19 protein-coding genes are annotated in these 22596 nt (G+C 42.5%); 1 reads left to right on the forward strand and 18 read right to left on the reverse strand.

What is annotated here, in order from left to right; genetic code table 11:
• Positions 1 to 973 precede the first annotated feature (973 nt).
• The 6 genes from ACN6MY_RS17280 to mce form a co-directional block, all read right to left on the reverse strand.
• Positions 974 to 2665, reverse strand: a complete 1692-nt coding sequence (locus ACN6MY_RS17280) for a DUF2642 domain-containing protein (RefSeq protein ID WP_419881296.1) — start codon at positions 2663 to 2665, stop codon at positions 974 to 976.
• A 66-nt stretch (positions 2666 to 2731) separates the two neighbouring features.
• On the reverse strand, positions 2732 to 3355 hold the full coding sequence (locus ACN6MY_RS17285; RefSeq protein WP_419881297.1) for a hypothetical protein: 624 nt from the start codon (positions 3353 to 3355) through the stop codon (positions 2732 to 2734).
• Positions 3356 to 4131: 776 nt separating this feature from the next.
• The gene (locus ACN6MY_RS17290) at positions 4132 to 4608 is read right to left on the reverse strand and encodes a chemotaxis protein CheW (RefSeq protein WP_419881298.1); all 477 of its coding nucleotides are present in this window, start codon (positions 4606 to 4608) and stop codon (positions 4132 to 4134) included.
• A 181-nt stretch (positions 4609 to 4789) separates the two neighbouring features.
• Positions 4790 to 5911, reverse strand: a complete 1122-nt coding sequence (locus ACN6MY_RS17295; RefSeq protein ID WP_419881299.1) for a M20/M25/M40 family metallo-hydrolase — start codon at positions 5909 to 5911, stop codon at positions 4790 to 4792.
• Positions 5912 to 6069: 158 nt separating this feature from the next.
• Positions 6070 to 7620, reverse strand: coding sequence for an acyl-CoA carboxylase subunit beta (locus tag ACN6MY_RS17300; RefSeq protein ID WP_071352718.1), 1551 nt, complete (start codon positions 7618 to 7620; stop codon positions 6070 to 6072).
• On the reverse strand, positions 7613 to 8035 hold the full coding sequence (gene mce / locus ACN6MY_RS17305; RefSeq protein ID WP_419881300.1) for a methylmalonyl-CoA epimerase: 423 nt from the start codon (positions 8033 to 8035) through the stop codon (positions 7613 to 7615). Before mce ends, ACN6MY_RS17300 begins: the two co-directional genes overlap by 8 nt.
• Before the next feature lie 239 nt (positions 8036 to 8274).
• On the opposite strand from mce, the gene prli42 reads away from it, so the two are divergent.
• Entirely contained in the window at positions 8275 to 8370 is a 96-nt protein-coding gene (gene prli42, locus ACN6MY_RS17310; RefSeq protein WP_170846185.1) for a stressosome-associated protein Prli42, read from the forward strand.
• 481 nt (positions 8371 to 8851) lie between these two features.
• On the opposite strand, the gene ACN6MY_RS17315 is transcribed toward prli42, so the two are convergent.
• The 12 genes from ACN6MY_RS17315 to ACN6MY_RS17370 all read right to left on the reverse strand — a co-directional run bounded on the left by ACN6MY_RS17315 (position 8852) and on the right by ACN6MY_RS17370 (position 22519).
• Positions 8852 to 9355, reverse strand: coding sequence for a L,D-transpeptidase (locus ACN6MY_RS17315; protein WP_419881301.1), 504 nt, complete (start codon positions 9353 to 9355; stop codon positions 8852 to 8854).
• A 36-nt stretch (positions 9356 to 9391) separates the two neighbouring features.
• The gene (locus tag ACN6MY_RS17320; protein WP_419881302.1) at positions 9392 to 10387 is read right to left on the reverse strand and encodes an aromatic acid exporter family protein; all 996 of its coding nucleotides are present in this window, start codon (positions 10385 to 10387) and stop codon (positions 9392 to 9394) included.
• A gap of 260 nt (positions 10388 to 10647) precedes the next feature.
• A complete protein-coding gene (locus ACN6MY_RS17325) occupies positions 10648 to 11370 on the reverse strand; it encodes an amino acid ABC transporter ATP-binding protein (RefSeq protein ID WP_419881303.1) in 723 nt (240 codons plus the stop codon).
• Positions 11363 to 12022: an amino acid ABC transporter permease gene (locus tag ACN6MY_RS17330; protein ID WP_419881304.1), complete on the reverse strand. Its 660-nt coding sequence runs from the start codon at positions 12020 to 12022 to the stop codon at positions 11363 to 11365. Before ACN6MY_RS17330 ends, ACN6MY_RS17325 begins: the two co-directional genes overlap by 8 nt.
• A gap of 113 nt (positions 12023 to 12135) precedes the next feature.
• Entirely contained in the window at positions 12136 to 12933 is a 798-nt protein-coding gene (locus tag ACN6MY_RS17335; protein WP_419884200.1) for a transporter substrate-binding domain-containing protein, read from the reverse strand.
• Positions 12934 to 13156: 223 nt separating this feature from the next.
• Positions 13157 to 13594: a BrxA/BrxB family bacilliredoxin gene (locus tag ACN6MY_RS17340; protein WP_419881305.1), complete on the reverse strand. Its 438-nt coding sequence runs from the start codon at positions 13592 to 13594 to the stop codon at positions 13157 to 13159.
• A gap of 183 nt (positions 13595 to 13777) precedes the next feature.
• Positions 13778 to 14902 (reverse strand): methylmalonyl Co-A mutase-associated GTPase MeaB, encoded by a 1125-nt coding sequence (gene meaB / locus ACN6MY_RS17345; RefSeq protein ID WP_419881306.1) that lies wholly within the window; start codon positions 14900 to 14902, stop codon positions 13778 to 13780.
• Complete coding sequence (gene scpA / locus ACN6MY_RS17350; RefSeq protein WP_419881307.1) at positions 14902 to 17094, reverse strand: methylmalonyl-CoA mutase; 2193 nt, start codon at positions 17092 to 17094, stop codon at positions 14902 to 14904. The genes meaB and scpA overlap by 1 nt, the downstream gene beginning before the upstream one ends.
• The gene (locus tag ACN6MY_RS17355) at positions 17081 to 19006 is read right to left on the reverse strand and encodes a methylmalonyl-CoA mutase family protein (protein ID WP_419881308.1); all 1926 of its coding nucleotides are present in this window, start codon (positions 19004 to 19006) and stop codon (positions 17081 to 17083) included. The genes scpA and ACN6MY_RS17355 overlap by 14 nt, the downstream gene beginning before the upstream one ends.
• A gap of 214 nt (positions 19007 to 19220) precedes the next feature.
• Positions 19221 to 20501, reverse strand: a complete 1281-nt coding sequence (locus ACN6MY_RS17360; protein ID WP_419881309.1) for a dihydrolipoamide acetyltransferase family protein — start codon at positions 20499 to 20501, stop codon at positions 19221 to 19223.
• Positions 20502 to 20528: 27 nt separating this feature from the next.
• A complete protein-coding gene (locus ACN6MY_RS17365) occupies positions 20529 to 21512 on the reverse strand; it encodes an alpha-ketoacid dehydrogenase subunit beta (RefSeq protein WP_071352245.1) in 984 nt (327 codons plus the stop codon).
• An 11-nt stretch (positions 21513 to 21523) separates the two neighbouring features.
• On the reverse strand, positions 21524 to 22519 hold the full coding sequence (locus ACN6MY_RS17370; RefSeq protein WP_419884201.1) for a thiamine pyrophosphate-dependent dehydrogenase E1 component subunit alpha: 996 nt from the start codon (positions 22517 to 22519) through the stop codon (positions 21524 to 21526).
• Positions 22520 to 22596 lie beyond the last annotated feature (77 nt).

Genomic DNA, 22596 nt, shown 5'->3' on the forward strand with positions numbered 1-22596 from the left:
AACACGCATTTGGTTTTTTGTGATTACTAAAGGAATGCGCCTTGATTAGCAGAACTGGTTTTCAGATGTATAAAGGTAATGACACTAGCAAGCTTGCTTTTTACTTGTTTAGTTATTTGTCTGGATGAATTTTTTAATAGAAGTCACGGGATTTTGCCATCTATCAGTAGACTGAGTGTATGTAAAAAAGCAGCGTCTTTGCTGCCTTTTATTCACGGCAGGTAATCTGTTTAAATATGATGTAGATTTAAAATATACATGAAAGATATGATTCTTCATCCCTCCTTACTGCATTAATAACCAAGCAGCCCAAAAATACACCAAAATTGAACTTCATTACTTTGCAGCCAGTGTACCAAAAGGCGTTATCAAAGTATCGACATCGCTCCAAGCCAAGTTGGCAAAATAAGCATTTTTTACTGGTTGAGGATTCTTATCGACAAAGTCCCTAACATAACTCCAGGAAGATTATTGAGTAAATTGGATATAAAAGTTATAACATTCCCATTAGTTTGATAGCGCTGAATGGATTGTCCATCATTTAGAATTTTAAAATGCTTAATGTATACATTCTTCACCAGCATATGCCAACACGAACATATTGAAAGCTGAAAGCAAATAAAACAACTTCCCATTGTGTGTACTTTACTATATCGCTCAAACCCGTTTTGATTTATAAGCATCCCAGTCATATCAGAGAGATTGATCCTGCCATACCGGTCAATTCCAAGGAGACCCAAATAGTGTAAGTAAAAAGAGGCTTACCCGGGTTAAAATGAAGATAGTAAAACATATCACCGGATTGCCATTTAAAATCGAATGGAGGAGTTTGCACATAGATGGAAGGAGTCTAATCCCATTATACAGGTACTCTGGGACTTCATTGGAAGATCTTTCTTAAAATAGTTTTGAGGTTTTGCAAAAACAGAATAGAAAACTCCTCCAATCATAGAAAACTGCAGCATCATCATTTTTAAGGCTTAACCCGTTTGTCTTTTCTTCTGTGGATTATTTGAGCATACTTCATCAAAGAAGAAAATTGGGATTCTTGCATTCTATTTTCTGTAAACATTTTTTCACTGGACTTCATTAATGTCTGAATTATCATTGCTCTTTTTTCTTTAGAATCATGTTTTTCTGGCAATTCTTTGTCAGGTTCCTGAGGGATTGAGTTCAAGCTTTCTTCTGCCTGGTTTTCCTGGATTACAGATTGTATATCCTTTTTATTAATTGCTGAAGTAAATTCCTTCTTACTTACTTCTATGTTTTTTTTCTTTTTTTCAGTGGATTTTTGTTCCTTATATTCAGCCGTATCCTCAATTGTTTCGGCCTGATATTTGTCCGCTTTATGTTCTTTAGATCGAGTAGCTGGTTGTTCGAATCCAGGCGAAACTCCATGATGTCCGCTTTTTCCTTCGCGGGTAACCGGCTCAGCAATTAGCTGTGATAATACTTCAAGTCCCTGATTTACCTCCAATAAAATTTCTTGATCTTTAGCAATTTCAGATTGAACAGATGGTTCTTCTTTTACTTCAGGTAAAACCTCCTGATGTTCACTTTTTTCAAGATGTGCAGCTGACTCTTCATTCACTTTCGAATCTAATGCATCCTTTAGTTCAGCATTAAATCCCTTTCCTTGATTTGCTTCCGATAAAACTTCTTGATCTTTAGCAATTTCAGATTGAACAGGTGGTTCTTCTTTTACTTCAGGTAAAACCTCCTGATGTTCACTTTTTTCAAGAGTTGCAGCTAACTCTTCATTCACTTTCGAATCTAATGCATCCTTTAGTTCAGCATTATGTCCCTTTCCTTGATTTGCTTCCGATAAAACTTCTTGATCTTTAGCAATTTCAGATTGAACAGGTGGTTCTTCTTTTACTTCAGGTAAAAACTCCCGATGTTCACTTTTTTCAAGAGTTGCAGCTGACTCTTCATTCACTTTCGAATCTAATGCATCCTTTAGTTCAGCATTATGTCCCTTTCCTTGATTTGCTTCCGATAAAACTTCTTGATCTTTAGCAATTTCAGATTGAACAGGTGGTTCTTCTTTTACTTCAGGTAAAAACTCCCGATGTTCACTTTTTTCAAGAGTTGCAGCTGACTCTTCATTCACTTTAAGATCTAATGCATCATTCTCTTCCTTTAATTCAGCATTAAACTCCTTTCCTTGATTTGCTTCTGACTGTTTATTATCAGTTTTTCCCTCCCTGTTTTCCTGTTGTTTATTCTCGGACGATTCCCTCTTATTGATACCTTTTAAAATATAATGTATATTAGGTAATTGAATATAAGATTGTTTATCCTTATTAAATAACTCGATATAATTATCCGTTACAGTACCCAATAACCCTTCAAAGGACAGAATACTATCTCCGTTAACAGTCACCCACTGATGTTTTAATTCATTTAGTAATTCTATAAAGGTTTGTTTCTGTGTTGAATTGTAATCAAAGACTTTACTCTTGAAATCTCTGGTATTTTTAGACACTGCATAAATCTGATTTAAGTTAAAATAACATTCTTTAGCTTGATTCATTTGAATGACAAGAAAATCATTTTTCACATCAAGCAAGAACCCATTATGAACATTATGATTATTTGTAATGATACTAATATTAAAACCTATCAGTTGATTAAGTTCCTTGTAAAAATTTGGTTTTATCAACTTAGTGTCCTCCTTAATATAGGCAGGGTCGCTTCTCTAATAGAAGCGACACAAGTATGGGATAATTTATTTATTCTTTTCTCTTGATCTTCTATCTGAATTTCTATCTTCATTTTTATCTGATTTTTTATCTTCATTCTTATCTGATTTTTTATCTGAGTTTTTATCTGAGTTTTTATCTGAGTTTTTATCTGAGTTTTTATCTGAGTTTTTATCTGAGTTTTTATCTTGATTATTTTCTGCCTTTTCATCTTCTTCTGCTTTTTCCACTTTTTCCCCTATGCTGATACTGCGGATATGGAACATGGCCAGGCGGATAACTTCTTCGTTTAAAAATACCGTAACGAATTCATCATTATTATCGCAAAGTATACCTTCAAGTTTCTCTGGGCCGCCACGGTTAATACTTACCCACTGATTTCTAAGTTCATCTAGTAAGCATTTAAAATTTGAAGCTGTTGTATAAGAAAAATCCTCAGGGACCTCAACTTTAAACTCGAATCCTTTTTTTACATTCTCAGTAATACTTTTTATATGATCAGTTTGATAGTAGATGACCCCTTCTTTCTCAGTTAATATCGCCAAATGGTCATCTGAAATGCCTAACAATAATCCCGTCCTAGATTCCGGCCCCCCTCTATCTACCCTGAGAACCTTGCCAATCATATGAGTAAACAATTCTTTATTCATCAATATTTTTCCCCTTCCTTGATAATCATTTACCCTGTATTAATATGTGTCATGGAAGGACATTGGAACGAGGTAAAAGACTATTTTCTCTTCATTAAGACTGAATTTACCTAAAAATGTGTATTCGGCCTATCGTAATACGGTGTTATTTCATATGGTTTTAATGCTTGTAAGAATGAACAACCTAAACCCTTAGGTGCCACTTGGGATTATCGAATCCTAAAACACCAAATACCCGGATTTTAATATCCCCCAATAATGATGCACCAGTGTTCATCACTGAAGACAAGGGCATTTAATTTCGCAAAAAGTATGGACAAGAACTGTTTCGCTTAGGAAAGATGGGACGATCGAAAAATGGGTAGAAAATATATTGGAGTGATCAAGCTTTGCAATCAGCAAATAGAAAACAGGGAAAATTAAGGTGGATAGCCTAACTTTTTATGAATTTTAAGAGAAGGTGGAGTGAACCTGCAGGTGTACTTTTTGAAGAAAATCAATCGCTGAAATCAGGGAAAAGCACTATACTTAGATGGTTTATACAGCCGTATCGGGCTCTTCAGAAACACAAGCAATTGTAAAGCAAGAAAGCAGCCTTAGATGGATAAGGTGAGTATTTAAGCGTGTAAAAATAAGAGACCATGATTCTGCATCCGGCACATACGGATGAACAAGATTTCGGATTAGAGCAAAGAAAATAAATTTTCTCCGCTCTTTTCCAAAAACAGAAGGACAAGACTGCATCCTGCACTTCGTCTTAATTGACGGGCCATTCATCAGCCCGATTGCTGGTTTAATATGTATTCTTCTATGCCGCTGATTCCTTCTATTGACTGGAATAGCACCTGCGGGTCAATGATGGAAATCAGCCTGCCTTCACCCAGGTCGGCTACACCTGTTATGTATTTTGTTTTTTGATAGCCCAGGAAACCCGCTACCTTAATTTGTTCCTGTGATATATCGAGGATTTCGCGGGCATCATCCGCAATAAGCCCCATCGTCATGCCATCTGTATTCAACAATATCCACTTTCCCTGTTTTTCCAAAGGTTTTTTATGCGGAAACAAAACCTTTTGAATAGAGATCATAGGAATCAGTGTATCCCTTATGGCTGCCATTCCTTCGGCAACATCGGAGAAATGGGGGATTGCCGTTAAGCTCACAGGCTTTTCAATGGATTGCACCGTTTCAATAGGCAAACCAAATTCTTCTTCCCCGGATGTAATCACCACAATTTTCCGCGAATCCTTCATACGTCATCACCCGCAATCTTTTTGATAGAAACTGTTAATCTTGTCTGATGATTTTCCAGTTTTTTAAAAAGGAGATTAGTCAAATTCACCTAAACGTCCCCTTTTTCTTCCGTGACTATTTAACCATAAAAATCAGAAAAAGAGAGAAATTCCTTTAACAGGAATTTCTCTTTTTCATTGATTATTCGCCTGCTACTTCCTTAATGATTGCAATGACCATTTCTCCCAGTTTAGTTAGTTCTTCAACTGGAATTCTTTCATTGGTCGTGTGGATTTCTTCATAGCCAACAGCAAGGTTGACAGTAGGAATTCCAAATCCGGCGATCACATTAGCATCGCTTCCGCCTCCGCTTTGCAGCAATTCGCAAGGACGCCCGATTTTTCCGGCCGCTTTTCTTGCCACTTCCACTACATGGTCACCTGCACCGTACTTGAATCCAGGGTACATGACTTTCACATCAACATCAGCCCGGCCGCCCATTTCTTCTGCAGCCGATTCAAATGCCTCTTTCATCTTTTGCACTTGCTTTTCCATTTTTTCAGGCACAAGGGAACGCGCTTCTGCTAAAATCTCAACATGGTCGCAGACGATATTCGTTTGCTGTCCGCCTTCAAAGCGTCCGATATTAGCCGTTGTTTCTGAGTCGATACGTCCAAGAGGCATCCTTGAAATGGCTTTAGCAGCAATGGTAATTGCTGATACTCCTTTTTCAGGGGCAACACCGGCATGGGCTGTTTTGCCTGTGATGACAGCAGAAACCTTTGCCTGCGTTGGAGCAGCTACAATAATGTTTCCAACCTTTTCGTCGCTGTCAAGCGCATAGCCGAATTTTGCCGTAACTAATGAACGGTCCAAAACCTTAGCACCGACAAGACCAGATTCCTCGCCGGCTGTAATGATGAATTCAATCGTTCCATGTGCAATGTTTTGCTCTTTGATCACCTTGAGTGTCTCAAGCATAACAGCAAGTCCTGCTTTATCGTCGGCACCAAGAATCGTTGTGCCGTCAGAAACAATCACACCATCTTTAATGGACGGCTTGATTCCTTTTCCAGGAACTACGGTATCCATATGAGAAGTAAAGTAGATGGTGTCTGCTCCTTCTTTTGTACCTTTAAGTGTACAAATCAGATTGCCCGCTCCATGGCCTGTTTGTGCAGTAGTATCATCTTCAAAAACTTCAACGCCAAGGCTTGAAAATTTCTCCTTTAGCACTTTTGCAATTTCTGTTTCAAATTTTGTTTCAGAATCGATTTGCACCAATTCCATAAATTCTTTTACTAAACGATCTTCATTAATCATCCCTGCAAAACCTCCAAAATTTTTCAGGCAGCATGCTGATAATTCATACAGCACTTCTGCTTTATTTGTCTGCTTTTTAGCAATATGTATAATCCCACCTTTAGTATACTGCTAAAAACAGATGCTCGGCAAATATTCCGTTTTTTTTCTTCTGATCATCAAAGCGGTATATTACCATGCTTTTTAAATGGCCGGGATTCTTTCTTGTTTCTCAGCATTTCAAGCGATTGAATAAGCTTGATCCTTGTTTCACGGGGGTCAATCACATCATCGACCATTCCCTGGCTCGCTGCTACATATGGATTTGCGAACTTCTGCCTGTACTCCTCAATTTTCTCGGCACGTGTCTCTTCAGGATTTTCGCTGTTCTGGATTTCACGCGCGAAAATAATATTGGCAGCCCCTTGGGAACCCATTACCGCAATTTCGGCATTTGGCCAGGCAAAAACAAGATCCGCTCCAATGGATTTACTGTTCAATGCTACGTACGCCCCTCCATATGCTTTCCTTAGGATAACGGTTAATTTAGGTACAGTGGCCTCTGAATAAGCGTACAGGATTTTAGCTCCATGGCGGATAATGCCTCCGTGCTCCTGTTTGACACCAGGAAAGAATCCAGAAACATCTTCAAAGGTAATAAGGGGAATATTAAACGAATCACAAAACCGGATAAACCTTGACGCTTTGTCGGAGGAATCAATATCAAGCCCTCCTGCTAATACCTTAGGCTGATTACAGATAAGCCCTACCGTCTCACCCTTGATTCTTGCCAGTCCCACAACAACATTCTTGGCAAAATTCTTCTGGACTTCCATAAAGGATCCGCTGTCAGCCACCTGCTCAATGACTTTCCGGACATCATAGGGACGAAGGCCATCAAACGGAATGACTTCTGTCAAATCCGGACGATAGTCATCTTCCTGTGAAGCCTCAAGCCGCGGCGGCTTTTCTTCATTATTCTGTGGAAGATAGCTTAGCAGTTCCCTCACCATCTTCAGGACTTCTTCTTCAGACTCTCCCTTGAAGTGGGCATTTCCGCTGATTGTATTATGGACATCCGCTCCTCCAAGGTCCTCGGAGCTTATTTTTTCTCCTGTAACCGTTTCAATGACTTTAGGCCCTGTGATAAACATCTGGCTCGTTTTCTCCACCATGAAAACAAAGTCTGTAATGGCAGGAGAGTAAACGGCGCCGCCCGCACATGGCCCCATTATGACAGATATCTGGGGAATAACGCCTGAATAAATCGAATTTCTATAGAAAATATGTCCATACCCGTCCAGCGAAACGACTCCCTCCTGGATCCGGGCACCGCCGGAATCGTTCAGTCCTACAAAGGGGGCTCCATTCTTGGCAGCCAAATCCATGACATTTGCAATTTTCTTTGCATGCATTTCTCCCAAAGCCCCGCCAAATACGGTAAAGTCCTGAGAAAATAAGTAAATATCCCTGCCATTCACTTTCCCGTATCCGGTTACCACTCCGTCACCAGGTCCCTTTACCTTATCAAGGCCAAAATCCCTGCTTCGGTGTTCAATGAAGGGATTCAATTCGATGAACGTCCCTGGATCAACAAGCAGCTCAATTCTCTCTCTCGCAGTCAGCTTTCCTTTTTCATGCTGCTTTTCAATTCGTTCGTCTCCGCCCCCTAGCTCCACTTCCCTGCGCCTGTCATAAAGCTCATTAATTTGTTCATAGATGTCAGTCATTTGTGTTTTCCTCCTTTTTGGGTTCGCACAATTCATATAGCACGCCAGAAGCTGATTTGGGGTGCAAAAAAGCAACACTTGCCTGATGAGCCCCTGTTCTCGCAGTTTCATCAATCATCTTTATCCCAGAGCTTTTTAATTCTGCAATTCGTTCTTCAATCCCCTGCACTCCCCAGGCAATATGGTGAAGGCCTTCTCCTCTTTTTTTAATAAAGTTAGCAACCGGGCTGTCTTCTGATAACGCTTCCAATAATTCCAGTTTTACATTATTTGCAGAAATGAAGGCAACCCTCACTCCCTGGCTTTCCACTGCCTCAATCCCTAACAGCTTTAAACCAAACGTTTCTGTATATAGCGGCAGCGCCTGATCAATCGACTTTACCGCTATTCCTATATGATCCACTTTTTCAATCATGGCAAGCAGCTCCCATCTTTAGATTTACCACTATTTCAACATAACAATATTCGGTATAAATCGTCATAATTCCTGCTGAAAATCTACTTTTCTTAAATATTGCATCAAAAAACAGATGAAACTGGAAAAAACCGCAAGCATGCCGGAACACTACCTGCTTTGAAGTTTGACTTTATTCTTGTGAACGCAGAGGACAGACGGTAAAATAATAGTAACAAACGTAATCGGGGAGAGAAAAAATGAAAAACAAAAAGTTCACAAAAATCGTCGTATACGTCATGCTGCTATCCATGCTGCTAACCACCCTCCTATCAGGCATAGCCTTCTTGCTTTAACTACAAAAAGCGCAAGCGCCTTTTCAGCCTCGACCAGCATAAGACGCGTAAGAATAGAAGGCGCTCTTTGCCTTCAATTCTTGCGTGGCTTATGACCTCGAGAGGCTAGGTGCTGGAGCTGGATTACAAAAAGCGCAAGCCTTGCAGAGGATCAAAGACTAAGAACGCCACGTCCTGCGGCAACGTCTTTGTGACCCCCATCCTGGGGGCCTTCGACATGCATAAGGCGCGGAAGAATAGAAGGCGTTCTTTGCCTTCAATTCTTGCGTGATTTATGACCTCGAGGGGCTAGGCGCTGGAGCTGGATTAAGAACGCCGCGTCCTGCGGCAACGTCTTTGTGACCCCCATCCTGGGGGCCTTCGACATGCATAAGGCGTGGAAGAATAGAAGGCGCTCTTTGCCTTCAATTCACTTATGACCTCGAGAGGCTAGGCGCTGAAATAAAAAAGAGAGAAAATCCGTTTGGATTTTCTCTCTTTTTTATTGAATTGCTCCATATTGGCGCCCGATGCTTTGGAAATCCTTGCTGGATTTTATGATCAAGACTTTCGCCCCAAGCGGCACCAGCTCATAAAGAGTTTCTATATTTTCTTTAAGAAGCCTTACACAGCCGTGGGATATGTGCTTGCCAACTGAAGATGGATCGTTTGTACCATGTATACCATAGATCCTGCCGTCCGTCCCTTTTGCATCAAAACCAATCCATCTTGTGCCAAGCGGATTTCTGGGATCACCGCCAGGTATATCCTTTTTCCGGTAATAAGGATTCACCGCTTTCACTTTCACCGTAAACAATCCCTCTGGTGTCAAATCATCGCTTTTCCCGGTTCCTGCGGGATAAACCTGCTGCACCTTGTTATCTTTTATATAGGCAAGTTTATTTGAATACTTATTAATGATAACCAGGGAATCCCCCGGCTGAAGAGCTGATGCTGATACAGGGAACAGGAAAACTGCAAGCAATAAAGAAAGCAAAAATTTCATTGGAAAAATCCTTTCTTTCCTTCTGTTTTGCTTAGTTTAAGCAGTTGCCCTTTTTTTCATTCTTACCTTGCCCCTATGAGGCAAACCTTTGAAGGAATGCTTCAGCATCAGGTACTCTTCCATTTCCTTCATCAGCTGAAATAAAGAAGCTCTTGATTCAAATTCTTCCCTGGATTTAGGAAGTTCCATTTGTTTAAAGTCCTCTTCCATTTCTTTCAGTTTTTCAAGATAAATGATGGCTGTATTCTGGGGGTGGACATTTTCACCCAGGTCTTTAATAAAATCAGCAAGCATCCCGCTTTGCTTCACCTTTGCGGGTATGTTCGCGGCGAGAGGAAGGATTCGCTGAATGACATCGAATTGCTTTTCCCTCATTTTAAAATAATGATAATAAATATCTTCTTCACGCAGGAAATGATTTTCGACATCCCGAAAGGCAAGGGATTTCGCTTCGGCTATGATGCTGTTTGTCTCGGTAATTTCTTTCCCGTCCCAGTCGCTGGCGTTTGTTCTCAGGTACTTCGAAATTTGCCGAAGTATCCTGCTGAAGTTTTCTTCTATTTCCTCCTGATAACGGATCATTTTATTATCAACGCTAGGCATATACCAGTTCATCGCAAGCGCCACTCCGATTCCTATGGCAATCAATGCTGTTTCATTTAGCAATAAATGCAGAGTGATGCGCCCTGCTGAATATAGATGCAGAATGATGACGCTGCTGGTCACGATTCCTTCATTGATTTTAAATGCTACAGTTGCAGGAATAAATAGCAGAAGAATCAGGCCGATTACAAGAGGGTGAAAAGCGATGGCTTCGAATAGGAAGCTTGAAAAAATCATCGCAAGCATGCAGGCCAGAAACCGAGACCATGACGCCCGCAGAGATTTCTTTTTTGTGGCTTGAATGCACAAAATGGTTATGATGCCTGCAGAGGGAAAACTATGCAGATCAAAAAGCTGGGCAAGAATAATTGCCAGCGCTGTCCCGACAGCCGTCTTGATGGTCCGGTAACCGATTTTTATTTTAAACATATTTTGTACCACCTTGCCGCAAATTCTTCGTTATAAATTATCTTGCTCTATCAAAAAATATTTTACAAATAATCATACCTCATTTAAGGCAATTTTACATGTGTGAAATGAATCACACATAAATGGCCATCGAAAAAAATCATAAAAAAGGCTGCTCCAGTAAGTCATCAATGATGACGCTGGAGGCAGCCCCTTTCCTTTAACCCGTTATTATGGCTGGCTTACAATAAGGCTCACTTTTTGAGCTTACCTGGACCCGTTTAAAGCACTTTTTCCAAAAAGTCTCTTGCCCTCGGGCTTTTTGGATTAGAAAAGAATTCCTGCGGCGAACTATCTTCAACAAGGACCCCATCATCGAGGAACAATACCCTGTCTGCCACTTCACGGGCAAATCCCATTTCATGTGTAACGATGCACATCGTCATGCCTGTATGCGCCAAAGCCTTCATGACTGACAAAACCTCTTTGACCATTTCCGGATCAAGAGCCGATGTGGGTTCATCAAACAAAATGACACCTGGGTTCATTGCAAGAGCACGGGCTATGGCCACACGCTGTTTTTGCCCGCCAGAAAGACGGACCGGATATTCATTTGCCTTATCCGCAAGGCCGACAGTTTTCAAAAGCTCCATTGCCTTTCCTTCTGCCTCTCCTTTGGACAATTTTTTAACCTTCATAGGAGCATATGTCAGATTCTCCATGACTGTTTTATGCGGGAAAAGCTGAAAGTGCTGAAAGACCATGCCAACATTTTCACGTACCTTCATAATATTGGTTTTTTTATCCGTGACTTCCATTCCATTAATGGTGATGATGCCTTCAGACGGCTGTTCAAGCAGGTTCAAGCATCTTAAAAATGTCGATTTCCCCGAGCCGGATGGACCGATGATTGCGACTACTTCTCCTTCTTTTACTGTTGTGCTGATGCCTTTAAGCACATCGAGCTTTCCAAAGCTTTTACGGAGATTTTCAACTTTAATCACTGCGTCTCATCCTCCTTTCAATTACTTTTCCGATGATTGTAAGAATCATGACCATTACATAATAGATGACCCCGGCAAAAAGGATAGGCTCAAAAAACTTATACGTTTCCCCGCCGACAATATAGGCGCGCCTCATAATGTCTCCAAGTCCGATGATCGTTACCACCGCTGATTCCTTGGTCAAAGAAATCAATTCATTCATTAGCGCTGGCAGGATATTTTTAATCGCCTGAGGGAGTATGATATTAAGCATCATGCTTCTGTAGGGAACTCCCAATGCCAAGGCGGCTTCTCTTTGGCCTTTGTCCACGCCGAGTATGCCTCCGCGGATTATTTCTGAGATATATGCTGCTGAATTCAATCCGAATGATAGAAATGCAGCTTCATAGGCTTCAATCTGCACGCCAAACAGCTGTGGCGAACCAAAGTAAATGAGCATCAGCTGAAGAACGAGCGGTGTTCCCCGAAAAATCGAGGTATAAAAATCAGCAACCCAGTTTAAAATTTTAATTTTGCTTATTTTTAAAAGAGATAATAGTATCCCAAGTATAAATCCAATGATTGCAGCAACGATGACTACTTTTATCGTTGTTGAAATGCCTCCCAAAATATAAGGGAGGGACGGCATAATGCTTTTAAAGTCAAGATTCATGTTCTTCGCCCTTTCCTATTGATATATCCATAGCCTATAAATAAGGGACAAGCGCGGAAAAACGTCCAGAAGGCATGATGCTTTCTGGACGCTTCACCAGTGGAAAGCTCAAATTATTTTGAAGCTTGATCTCCAAACCATTTAATTACAAGCTTTTTCACTTCTCCATCATCCTGCAGCTTCTTTAGTTCTTTATTGAATTTGTCTGTCAGCTTGCTGCCCTTTTGGAAAGCAATCGCAGATCCTGCTCCATTCTGGGCTGTTTTTATGACGTTTCCTGTCAGATCTTTGTTTCCTTTCAGGTAACCTTTCGCAACTGTATCCTCGATGATGGCGGCATCAAAGCGGCCTGCTTTTATTTCCTCCACTAATTCAGGGATCCGGTTTCTTTTTTCTACCTTCAAGCCTATTTTATCCTTTTTTACCAGGTCTGATGCGATGCCCTCCTGGATGGAAGCGAGCTGGACGCCTACTGTCTTTCCTTTTAAATCCTGAGGAGTTTTGATATTGCTGTCTTTTTTCGCAACAATCATGTGATTTGACGTGTAATAAACATCACTGAAGTCCACACTTTTTTTTCTATCAGGGGTTGGAGTCATTCCTGCCATTACGAAATCGGCCTGTTTGTTTTGAAGAGCCGGCACCAGTCCATTAAAATCCATGTCCTTAACCGTTAATGTGTAGCCAAGCTTTTTCGCAATTAACTTAGCCAAATCTACATCAAAGCCTTTAATTTCATCTCCTGTGGATGTTTCCACATATTCAAATGGCCGATAATCTGCAGATGTTGCCATTGTAAGTGTCTTCCCTCCGCTGCTGTTTGCTCCATCCTTGTTTCCGGATGTTCCGCAGGCAGCAAGAGCACCAGCCAGCAAAATAATAGATAGTAAGAGTCCAAGTCTTCTTTTTATACTCATGATAGTTTCCTCCGATAATTTCTTGTTTGATCATTTATTAATAACTATACGATAAAATGTATTTTAACACATATAAATAATTATGCAATATTATTCATAAAAATAATGTTTTTAACGAGTTACTCTTGATCATCTATGTATAATCACCGGTTAAAAGAAAGCGTTTTCTCGCAATTCTTCACAAAAAAAAGACCCGAATCATCGGATCTCTTAATTTTTATACTTCTTCACAGTATTGGTCGAAGTATCCTTGCAGCTTATTCACAACACTCATTGGGTCATGACCTTCAATTTCGTGTCTTTCGATCATGGTAACAAATTGGCCATCCTTCAGCAGAGCAAAAGATGGGGAAGAAGGAGGATAGCCTTCAAAATGGGCTCTCGCTTTTTCCGTTGCCTCTTTATCCTGTCCTGCAAATACAGTTACCAGGTGATCTGGGCGCTTATCATAATGAACGGAGTGAGCAGCCGCTGGCCTTGCAATTCCTCCGGCACAGCCGCAGACTGAATTTACCATAACAAGTGTGGTGCCCTTTTGTGAAAATGCAGATTCAACATCCTCAGGTGTCTTTAATTCTGTATATCCAGCGTTTTTAATATCATCGCGGGCTTGTTTTACAACATCATTCATAAAAAAATTGAAATCCATGCTCATAACAATTCTCCTTCCAAGTTTAACTATACACTTTCATTTTATCAACTTACCTGAATGGATTCAATACATCAGCTTTGATAAAAATAAGTGGTTTAACATGGCGAATATCGGGAATAAGTAAAATATAATCGTGACACCCCTAATTCCTGACCTTGGATAGCAGATGCTGCTATCCTTTTTTTGCTATTTTTTATGCATATTGCCTTCAAAGAACACATGGAAAATTTCCTGTACTCCCCCTGCAATTGTTTTGCTGCCTGACATGACCTGGTTTTCAATTACAGGGAGCAGATTTTTCACTCCTTCATCTCTGTAAAAAAGATCATGCAGGTTATCATTTATGAGGGCATAAAGCCATTGCTTGGACTGCATTCTTCTTCGTTCAAAAAACACACCCGTTTTTTTGGCATCCCCGGCAAACTGTTCGGCCATTTCCCAGATGGAATCAATTCCTTCCCCGTTTAGGGATGAGCAGGTGCAGGCTTTCGCTTCCCAGCCTTTTGTAGCAGGCTGCAGAAAATGAAGTATCCGGCTGTATTCCATTTTTGTGCGCTGGGCTGCTTTTTTATTATCACCATCTGCTTTATTGACAATAATGGCATCAACAAGCTCCAATATTCCTTTTTTCATTCCCTGGAGTTCGTCCCCCGCTCCAGTCAGAACAAGCAGCATGAAAAAATCCACCATGTCCCTGACAATTGTTTCGCTCTGCCCGACACCCACTGTTTCGACCAGGATGACATCAAATCCGGCAGCCTCGCACATGAGCATGGTTTCCCGGGTTTTGCGGTGCACCCCGCCGAGAGTGCCGCCTGACGGGGAGGGGCGGATGAAGGCTCTTTTGTTTCTGGAGAGCTCCTCCATCCTCGTTTTATCTCCCAAAATACTTCCTCCATTTACGGAAGAGCTTGGATCAACGGCCAATACTGCCACATTCATGCCTTTTTCACATAAGAACATTCCTAAAGCTTCGATGAATGTGCTTTTCCCGGCTCCGGGCACACCTGAAATTCCTATCCGCAATGAATTTCCTGTAAAAGGAAGAATGGACTGGAGAAGTTTTTGTGACGTTTCAAAATGCCTGGAAGCATTGCTTTCACAAAGAGTGATGGCTTTGGCAAGACTCGCACGGTTCCCTGCGAGTATTCCCTCTTTCAGCTCCTCAAGATCTGCAGGCTTCTCCTGTTTCTTCTTGAATTTTCCCGGCCTGCTGTCATTGTCTGAAATAACCTCTTTTCCTTTTATATAAGAAGAAGCAAATCCTTCCTGGCTGTTTTCATCCTTCCATTCAGGTTTATTATCGGGCATTATTCCGCCACTTCCTCATAGCCGAGGCGGCGGTAGATTTCCTGCAGGACCATTTTTGCTGATTGCGGGATGGCCGTTCCCGGGCCAAAAATAGCCGATGCGCCGTTTTGCAGAAGGAAATCATAATCCTGGGCAGGTATGACGCCTCCCACAATGACCACAATATCTTCTCTGCCCATTTTCTTTAATTCACTGACAAGCTGCGGCAGCAATGTTTTATGTCCTGCCGCAAGCGAGCTCATTCCGATTGCGTGCACATCATTTTCAACAGCCTGAAGAGCTGTTTCCTCTGGAGTCTGGAAAAGCGGGCCGATATCGACATCATAGCCTAAGTCCGCGAATGCTGTTGATACAACCTTTGCTCCGCGATCATGGCCATCCTGCCCCATTTTTGCCATTAGCAGCCTAGGGCGCCTTCCCTCGTTCTCCATGAATTCCCTTGTCATTTCCTGTACTTCTTCCATATCTGCATTTTTGGAATATGCTGCGCTGTATACCCCGCTGATCGAACGGATTGCCGCTTTATGGCGGCCTGCCGCTTTTTCAACCGCATCAGAAATTTCTCCAAGTGTAGCCCTGCTTCGTGCCGCCTGGACAGCTAATTCCAGCAGATTGCCCCTGCCGTTTGCTGCCGCCTCTGCAAGCCGCTTCAAAGCCATATGAACTTCTTCTTCGTCCCTTGCTAGTTTTAATGATTCAAGTTTTCTAATTTGGCTTTCGCGCACAGCCGTATTATCGATTTCGAGAATTTCTATCGGATCTTCTTTTTCAAGGCGGTATTTATTCACTCCTACAATGGTTTCCTGTCCTGAATCAATTTTTGCCTGCCGTTTTGCTGCGGCTTCTTCGATTCTCATTTTCGGCAGTCCAGTTTCAATCGCCTTAGCCATTCCCCCGAGTGCTTCTATTTCTTCAATATGCTCCCATGCCCGTTCAATCAGCCCATTTGTCAAAGATTCCAGATAATATGAACCTGCCCATGGATCAATCACCTTAGTAATCCCAGTTTCCTCCTGAAGAAAGAGCTGAGTATTCCTGGCGATTCTTGCAGAAAAGTCGGTAGGCAGCGCAATGGCTTCATCGAGTGCATTTGTATGCAGCGACTGTGTATGCCCAAGGGCTGCTGCGTGGGCTTCAAGCAGCGTACGGGTCACATTATTAAAAGGATCCTGCTGGGACAGGCTCCATCCAGAGGTTTGCGAATGTGTCCGAAGTGCCATGGATTTAGGATTTTGCGGGTTAAACTGCTTCATCAGCTTTGCCCAGATAAAGCGGGCAGCCCTCATTTTTGCCACTTCCATGAAATAATTCATTCCAACACCCCAAAAGAAAGACAGCCGGGGAGCGAATGAGTCTATGTCAATTCCTGCCTTCATCCCTGTACGGACGTATTCCAGCCCGTCAGCTAGTGTATAGGCAAGTTCGATATCTGCTGGGGCACCAGCTTCCTGCATATGATATCCAGATATACTGATGCTATTGAACTTTGGCATATATTTTGACGTATATTCGAATATATCCGCAATGATTTTCATGCTCATTTCAGGAGGATATATATACGTATTGCGGACCATATATTCTTTTAATATATCATTTTGGATAGTTCCTGACAGCTTCTCCTGGGTGACTCCCTGTTCCTCCGCCGTTACAATATAAAACGCGAGAATAGGCAGCACAGCGCCGTTCATGGTCATGGAAACTGACATTTTATCCAGGGGAATCCCATCAAAGAGCCTCTTCATATCAAGAATGGAGTCTATTGCCACACCCGCTTTTCCAACATCACCTACGACCCGGGGATGATCGGAATCGTATCCCCTGTGGGTTGCTAAATCAAAAGCAACCGAGAGACCTTTTTGCCCCATCGCAAGGTTGCGCCGGTAAAAGGCATTCGATTCCTCTGCCGTAGAAAAGCCCGCATACTGCCTGACTGTCCATGGGCGGTTCACATACATGGAGGGATAAGGGCCTCTTGTATATGGCGCAATACCGGGAAAACCATTCATATGCTCAAGGTTTTCGGAATCCATGGTCCCATATAAAGGTTTAATGGAGATATTTTCATTTGTTTCATAAAGCAAATCTTCAATTTGGGCATTTACAGCTTTTTCCGCTTTCATTTTCCATTCTTTTCTTGAGCCTTCTACAGCTGTTTGGGAAAGGTTAACTTTGGAAAAGTCAGGCTTTATCATCTTCATTCACTCCCAGCTCTTTAAGCAATTGTGTTAAAATAGCTGCCGCGTTTGTTCCCTTATAAAGATAGTCATTAGCACCAGCCCCTGACAGCGCCTCACCAGCGTCCCCTGTCTGCAATCCGGCCACATACATCCTCTTTTCCGGATATTCTCTTTTAATTTCTTGGAGTATTTGCAACCCAAGCTCCTGATAACTGTCATCGCTTCCGCACAGGCAATAGACCGGCAAATTAGTATCTTTCACAAATGCAGCTGCCTCTTCAGCGGATTGAAGGCCAGCGCTAGCAGAAACTTCAATTCCCCCTGAAGCTGCCAGTGCGGCAATAAAATCATGGCGGGGTTTATGGGTTTTTTGATCCTTCAGGCAGATTATCCCCATCACTGGCGCATGTCCGGTCTTCTGCCTATGTTTGCTGCTTCGAAGCCTTAGCTGTTCAAACCCGGCAGACAGGCGCACTGCTTTAACTGGTTCTATTTCAACGAAGTCAGAATCCGTCTCCAGATAAGAAATGTCAATCTTGCCAGGGGTCAATGCATGGTCTCCCGGATCAGGATAGACATTTGTTCCTATCAGACTATCCTTCCGTAATTCAACTTGAAGCCTTTTTTTCTCATAAACATCCTTGATTTCCTCTTGAATCCTTCCTGTCAGCAAGCCTTGGAGAATTCCGCCTGTTTGCTCGATCTGCAAAAATTTCCTCCATGCTTTTTCCGACAGTTCATCTGTCAATTGCTCAACATACCATGAACCTCCTGCGGGATCGGCAGCAGACGTAATATGCGATTCCTCCTTCAAAATATTCTGGATATTGCGGGCGATTCTCTCTGCTGATTCCCCGGAATTCCCCTGAACATGGTCATATGGGTGAACCTGAAGATATTGGATGCCGCCAATTGCTGCAGAAAAGGCCTGGCCCGCAGTCCTGAGAACATTTACATAACGGTCATACAGTGTTTCCGTAACCTCGGAGGTAACAGCATGAATATGCATTTTAAACCAGTCACCCGGCCCTCCGTATGCTTCTGACAATAAAGCCCACAGACGGCGGGCGGCACGCAGCTTCGCAATGCCCATAAAATAATTGGAATCCAAAGAAAAGGAGAATACCATTTTAGAAGTGATTTCAAGCAGGGAAAGTCCCTGTCTCTGCCCTTCCTCCAAATATTTGACGGCTGAAGAAAGCGCCAAAGCAAGCTCCTGCACAGCATTCGCCCCTCCGTTATGGAAGACTGGTGTTTTTATGAGAATGGTTTTTACATCTGGAAAACGTTCTTGGGCCTCCTTGATTGCAGAGAACCAGCGTTTAAAATATAATTCCGGATACTCTGGAATCTTTCCGTTCACAACCCATTCTGCTATTAAATCCTCTGCAATGACACCGCCAATCCTAGCCGCATCAATGGAAGACTGTTTGCAGTAATCATTCAGCAATGAGAAAAACTGGTTTTGCTTGCCCGATACATCCAAAAAAATCGGAATCTCCGTCAAAAGCAGATTGTTAAAAAGCTCGTTTGCTTCTTCTATGCTGCCTGGAAGCATATCTGCTGAAAAGGATATGGTGTTTTGGCCTCTTTTCAGGGCTTCCTGTATCCTGCGGTTTGCCTCTCCTCTGTTTGTGCCGGAAACAGGCTGGCATACAAGCCATTCCTGTTCGCGGTAGCCTGCAGCCGAAATGCCTCTTGTATAAGGATAGAGCCCCGGCCATTCCTCTCTTGTACTGTTTTCCACTGTGTAAAGGGGGTGCAGGGCAATTTCTTCAGATGTAAGGGTCTGTAAGCGATCAATGCTTTTTCCTTTTAAACTTTCTTCTATAGCTTCCTTCCATTTCTGAAAGGAAGCTTCGGGAAATGACAGATGTTTAACATTTTTCAGTTCCATTGTAATCGCTTTCTTTTTTCCATACAGCATTAAATCTGCTTTCTCCATTGGAGCGTGCAGAGCGAACGCTCAGTCAGTATGGACCAGAAAACTGCCCTCCTTTTAGATACATGAATAATATTAATATTCTAACATATTTAACTATCAAAAAAAATGGAATAGGATTTTATTTTGAAATGCTTTTATTGATGTTCAGTAAGATTCAAAAAAAACGCCGGCATGTGCCGGCGTATACATGAATCAATTAATAAATTGAAGTATTCTCACTGGAAATGTTTTCGATAATCTCCTTGACCCTCGCCAGGAATCTTCCGCAAACAAGTCCATCCAGCACACGATGATCAAGAGATAAACAAAGATTGACCATATCGCGTATAGCAATCATGCCGTTAATCACTACTGGACGTTTCACGATGGATTCCACTTGAATAATCGCTGCCTGAGGATGGTTGATAATCCCCATCGATTGTACAGAACCAAATGAACCGGTATTATTTACCGTGAACGTGCCGCCCTGCATTTCATCAGCCTTCAGTTTTCCAGTTCTGGCTTTTTGCGCTAATTCTGTGATTTCGCGCGCAATACCCTTGATTGTTTTTTCATCCGCATTTTTGATGACAGGAACAAACAAGGCATCTTCCGTTGCAACAGCAATCGAAATATTGATGTCTTTCTTTTGAATGATTTTGTCCCCCGCCCACATCGAATTGATTTGAGGGAATTCCGTAAGAGCCTGTGCGATGGCTTTTACAAAGAAAGCAAAATAGGTAAGGTTGTAGCCTTCTTTTTGCTTGAATTCAGCTTTTCGCGAATCACGGTATGAGACAAGATTGGTTGCATCGGCTTCTACCATTGTCCAGGCATGAGGCGCCTCATGCTTGCTCTTCAGCATATTGGCTGCAATGGCTTTTCTGATGCCTGTTACAGGAATTTCTTTATCTCCATGTGAAACTGGCACAGAAGCCCGCTCTGTACGGACACGATCTGGAGCTTGCTTGATTGCAGCCTGAGGAGCGGCCTGTGGTGCGGCATTATGTGAAGCTGCTTTTGACTCTGGACCTGACTGGGCAGCAGCAGCAGGAATATTTCCGGATTCAATAATATTCATTAAATCCTTCCGGGTAATCCGGCCGTCTTTTCCTGTGCCTGACACTTGGGACAGATCAATGCCATTTTCCTGTGAAATCTTCAAAACAGCTGGTGAATATCTGGCTTTTGCCTGTCCGCCGGAAACAGGTGCCTGTTCTGCTTGGGCTGGTACAGAAGATCCATTATCGCCTGATCCCTCTGTTTCTACCGTACAGATGATTTCGCCGACTGCCAGGGTCTCATCTTCCTCTGCCTTCAATTCCTTAATGATACCCGTAAAGGAAGAAGGCACTTCGGCATTTACCTTATCTGTCATTACCTCAGCAATAGGATCATATTTATTGACATGGTCACCGGGTTTAACCAGCCACTTGCTGATTGTTCCTTCTGTTACACTTTCGCCAAGCTGGGGCATTTTCATTTGCTCGATAGCCAATGCATTGACCTCCTTTTAGGAATGATATTAGTATTCAGCTAGCTCTCTCATTGCTTTTTCTACTTTTTCCGGATTAACCATGAAGTGCTTCTCCATGGTCGGTGCATACGGCATCGCCGGGATATCAGGTCCTGCAAGCCTCATGATTGGCGCATCAAGATCATACAGGCAATTTTCCGCAATGATGGCAGAAACCTCGCTGATGATGCTTCCCTCTTTGTTATCCTCTGTTACGAGCAGCACTTTTCCGGTTTTGGATGCCGCTTCAATAATCGCTTCCTTATCCAGCGGGTATATTGTACGCAGATCAAGAACATGCGCAGAAATTCCGTCGCTGGCTAATTTTTCAGCAGCCTGAAGCGCAAAATGCACACATAAACCATATGTAATGACTGTAATGTCGTCTCCCTCGCGTTTCACATCGGCTTTTCCGATAGGAAGCACATAGTCATCAGCCGGCACCTCTCCCTTAATCAGGCGATAAGCTCGTTTATGTTCAAAAAACAGGACAGGATCTTCATCCCGGATCGCTGCTTTTAATAAGCCCTTTACATCATAAGGTGTAGAAGGCATGACAACCTTAAGTCCAGGAGTGTTGGCAAAAATGGATTCAACAGACTGTGAATGGTAAAGCGCACCATGAACACCGCCTCCATAAGGAGCACGGACGACAATCGGGCATGTCCAGTCATTATTCGAACGATAGCGGATTTTCGCTGCCTCTGAAATGATCTGGTTTATGGCAGGCATGATAAAATCCGCGAACTGCATTTCGGCAATCGGCCTCATTCCATACATGGCTGCACCGATTCCAACTCCTGCAATCGCTGATTCAGCAAGAGGCGTATCCATCACACGCTGTTCGCCGAATTGCTCGTACAATCCGTTTGTTGCTTTGAACACGCCGCCCTTTTTCCCGACATCCTCACCCAGTACAAAGACGCGGGAGTCTCTTTCCATTTCTTCTCTAATCGCCATCGTAACAGCATCTATATAAGAAATTACCGGCATTTTACTTCCCCCTATTTCTCTGCATAGACGTAATTAAAAGCTGACTCTGCATCTGCATATGGTGCATTTTCCGCATAGTCTGTTGCTTCATTTACGATTTCCATGACTTTATCATTTATTTGCTTTTCCAATTCATCATTTAACACGCCTGTTTCTTTTAAGTAGGCACCAAACATAATGACCGGATCCTTCGTTTTTGCTTCAGCTACTTCATCTGGAGCACGGTAGCTGCGGTCATCATCATCACTTGAATGCGGTGTGAAGCGGTATGAAACTGTTTCAATCAAAGTAGGCCCTTCTCCCCGGCGCCCGCGGTCAGCCGCTTCCTTTACTGCTGCATACACTTCAAGAGGATCATTTCCGTCTACGGTTATTCCTGGCATTCCGTACCCAATTGCACGATCAGATACATTTTCGCATGCAAGCTGCTTTTCGATCGGGACAGAAATGGCATATTTATTATTTTCACACATGAAAATGACTGGAAGCTTGTGGACGCCGGCAAAGTTGGCTCCTTCATGGAAATCACCCTGATTGGATGAACCTTCGCCAAATGTCACAAAACTTACCAGGTCCTTGCCTTCCATTTTGCCTCCAAGGGCAATTCCAACAGCATGTGGAACCTGTGTAGTAACAGGAGAGGATCCAGTTACGATTCGATTTTTCTTCTGTCCGAAATGTCCAGGCATCTGGCGCCCGCCTGAGTTAGGGTCTTCTGCTTTCGCGAATCCTGACAGCATCAAGTCCTTTGCTGTCATTCCGAATGCAAGCACAACTCCTACATCACGGTAATAAGGAAGAACATAGTCTTTATTCCGGTCAAGGCCAAAAGCAGCGCCAACCTGGGCCGCTTCCTGTCCCTGGCAGGAAATTACGAAAGGTATTTTTCCTGAACGGTTTAATAGCCACATTCTTTCATCAATACGGCGGGAAAGCAGCATGGTTTCATACATTTCCAGCACCGTTTCATTGCTTAGGCCTAACTCTTTATGACGATTTTTAACCATCATATAACCCTCCTAACAGGTTAAAATTTAATAGAAAAAGTTTCGTATATTCTCTGTTTACTCCGCTGTGCTGCAAT

Source organism: Peribacillus sp. B-H-3 (genome assembly GCF_048572925.1).
GTDB lineage: Bacteria > Bacillota > Bacilli > Bacillales > DSM-1321 > Peribacillus.

Excerpts from the sequence above, each read along its gene's own strand:
- ACN6MY_RS17285 (WP_419881297.1), bottom strand. The coding sequence starts at position 3,355 with ATGAATAAAGAATTGTTTACTCATATGATTGGCAAGGTTCTCAGGGTA.
- ACN6MY_RS17290 (WP_419881298.1), bottom strand. The coding sequence starts at position 4,608 with ATGAAGGATTCGCGGAAAATTGTGGTGATTACATCCGGGGAAGAAGAA.
- ACN6MY_RS17295 (WP_419881299.1), bottom strand. The coding sequence starts at position 5,911 with ATGATTAATGAAGATCGTTTAGTAAAAGAATTTATGGAATTGGTGCAA.
- ACN6MY_RS17300 (WP_071352718.1), bottom strand. The coding sequence starts at position 7,620 with ATGACTGACATCTATGAACAAATTAATGAGCTTTATGACAGGCGCAGG.
- mce (WP_419881300.1), bottom strand. The coding sequence starts at position 8,035 with ATGATTGAAAAAGTGGATCATATAGGAATAGCGGTAAAGTCGATTGAT.
- prli42 (WP_170846185.1), top strand. The coding sequence starts at position 8,275 with ATGAAAAACAAAAAGTTCACAAAAATCGTCGTATACGTCATGCTGCTA.
- ACN6MY_RS17315 (WP_419881301.1), bottom strand. The coding sequence starts at position 9,355 with ATGAAATTTTTGCTTTCTTTATTGCTTGCAGTTTTCCTGTTCCCTGTA.
- ACN6MY_RS17320 (WP_419881302.1), bottom strand. The coding sequence starts at position 10,387 with ATGTTTAAAATAAAAATCGGTTACCGGACCATCAAGACGGCTGTCGGG.
- ACN6MY_RS17330 (WP_419881304.1), bottom strand. The coding sequence starts at position 12,022 with ATGAATCTTGACTTTAAAAGCATTATGCCGTCCCTCCCTTATATTTTG.
- ACN6MY_RS17340 (WP_419881305.1), bottom strand. The coding sequence starts at position 13,594 with ATGAGCATGGATTTCAATTTTTTTATGAATGATGTTGTAAAACAAGCC.
- meaB (WP_419881306.1), bottom strand. The coding sequence starts at position 14,902 with ATGCCCGATAATAAACCTGAATGGAAGGATGAAAACAGCCAGGAAGGA.
- scpA (WP_419881307.1), bottom strand. The coding sequence starts at position 17,094 with ATGATAAAGCCTGACTTTTCCAAAGTTAACCTTTCCCAAACAGCTGTA.
- ACN6MY_RS17355 (WP_419881308.1), bottom strand. The coding sequence starts at position 19,006 with ATGCTGTATGGAAAAAAGAAAGCGATTACAATGGAACTGAAAAATGTT.
- ACN6MY_RS17365 (WP_071352245.1), bottom strand. The coding sequence starts at position 21,512 with ATGCCGGTAATTTCTTATATAGATGCTGTTACGATGGCGATTAGAGAA.
- ACN6MY_RS17370 (WP_419884201.1), bottom strand. The coding sequence starts at position 22,519 with ATGGTTAAAAATCGTCATAAAGAGTTAGGCCTAAGCAATGAAACGGTG.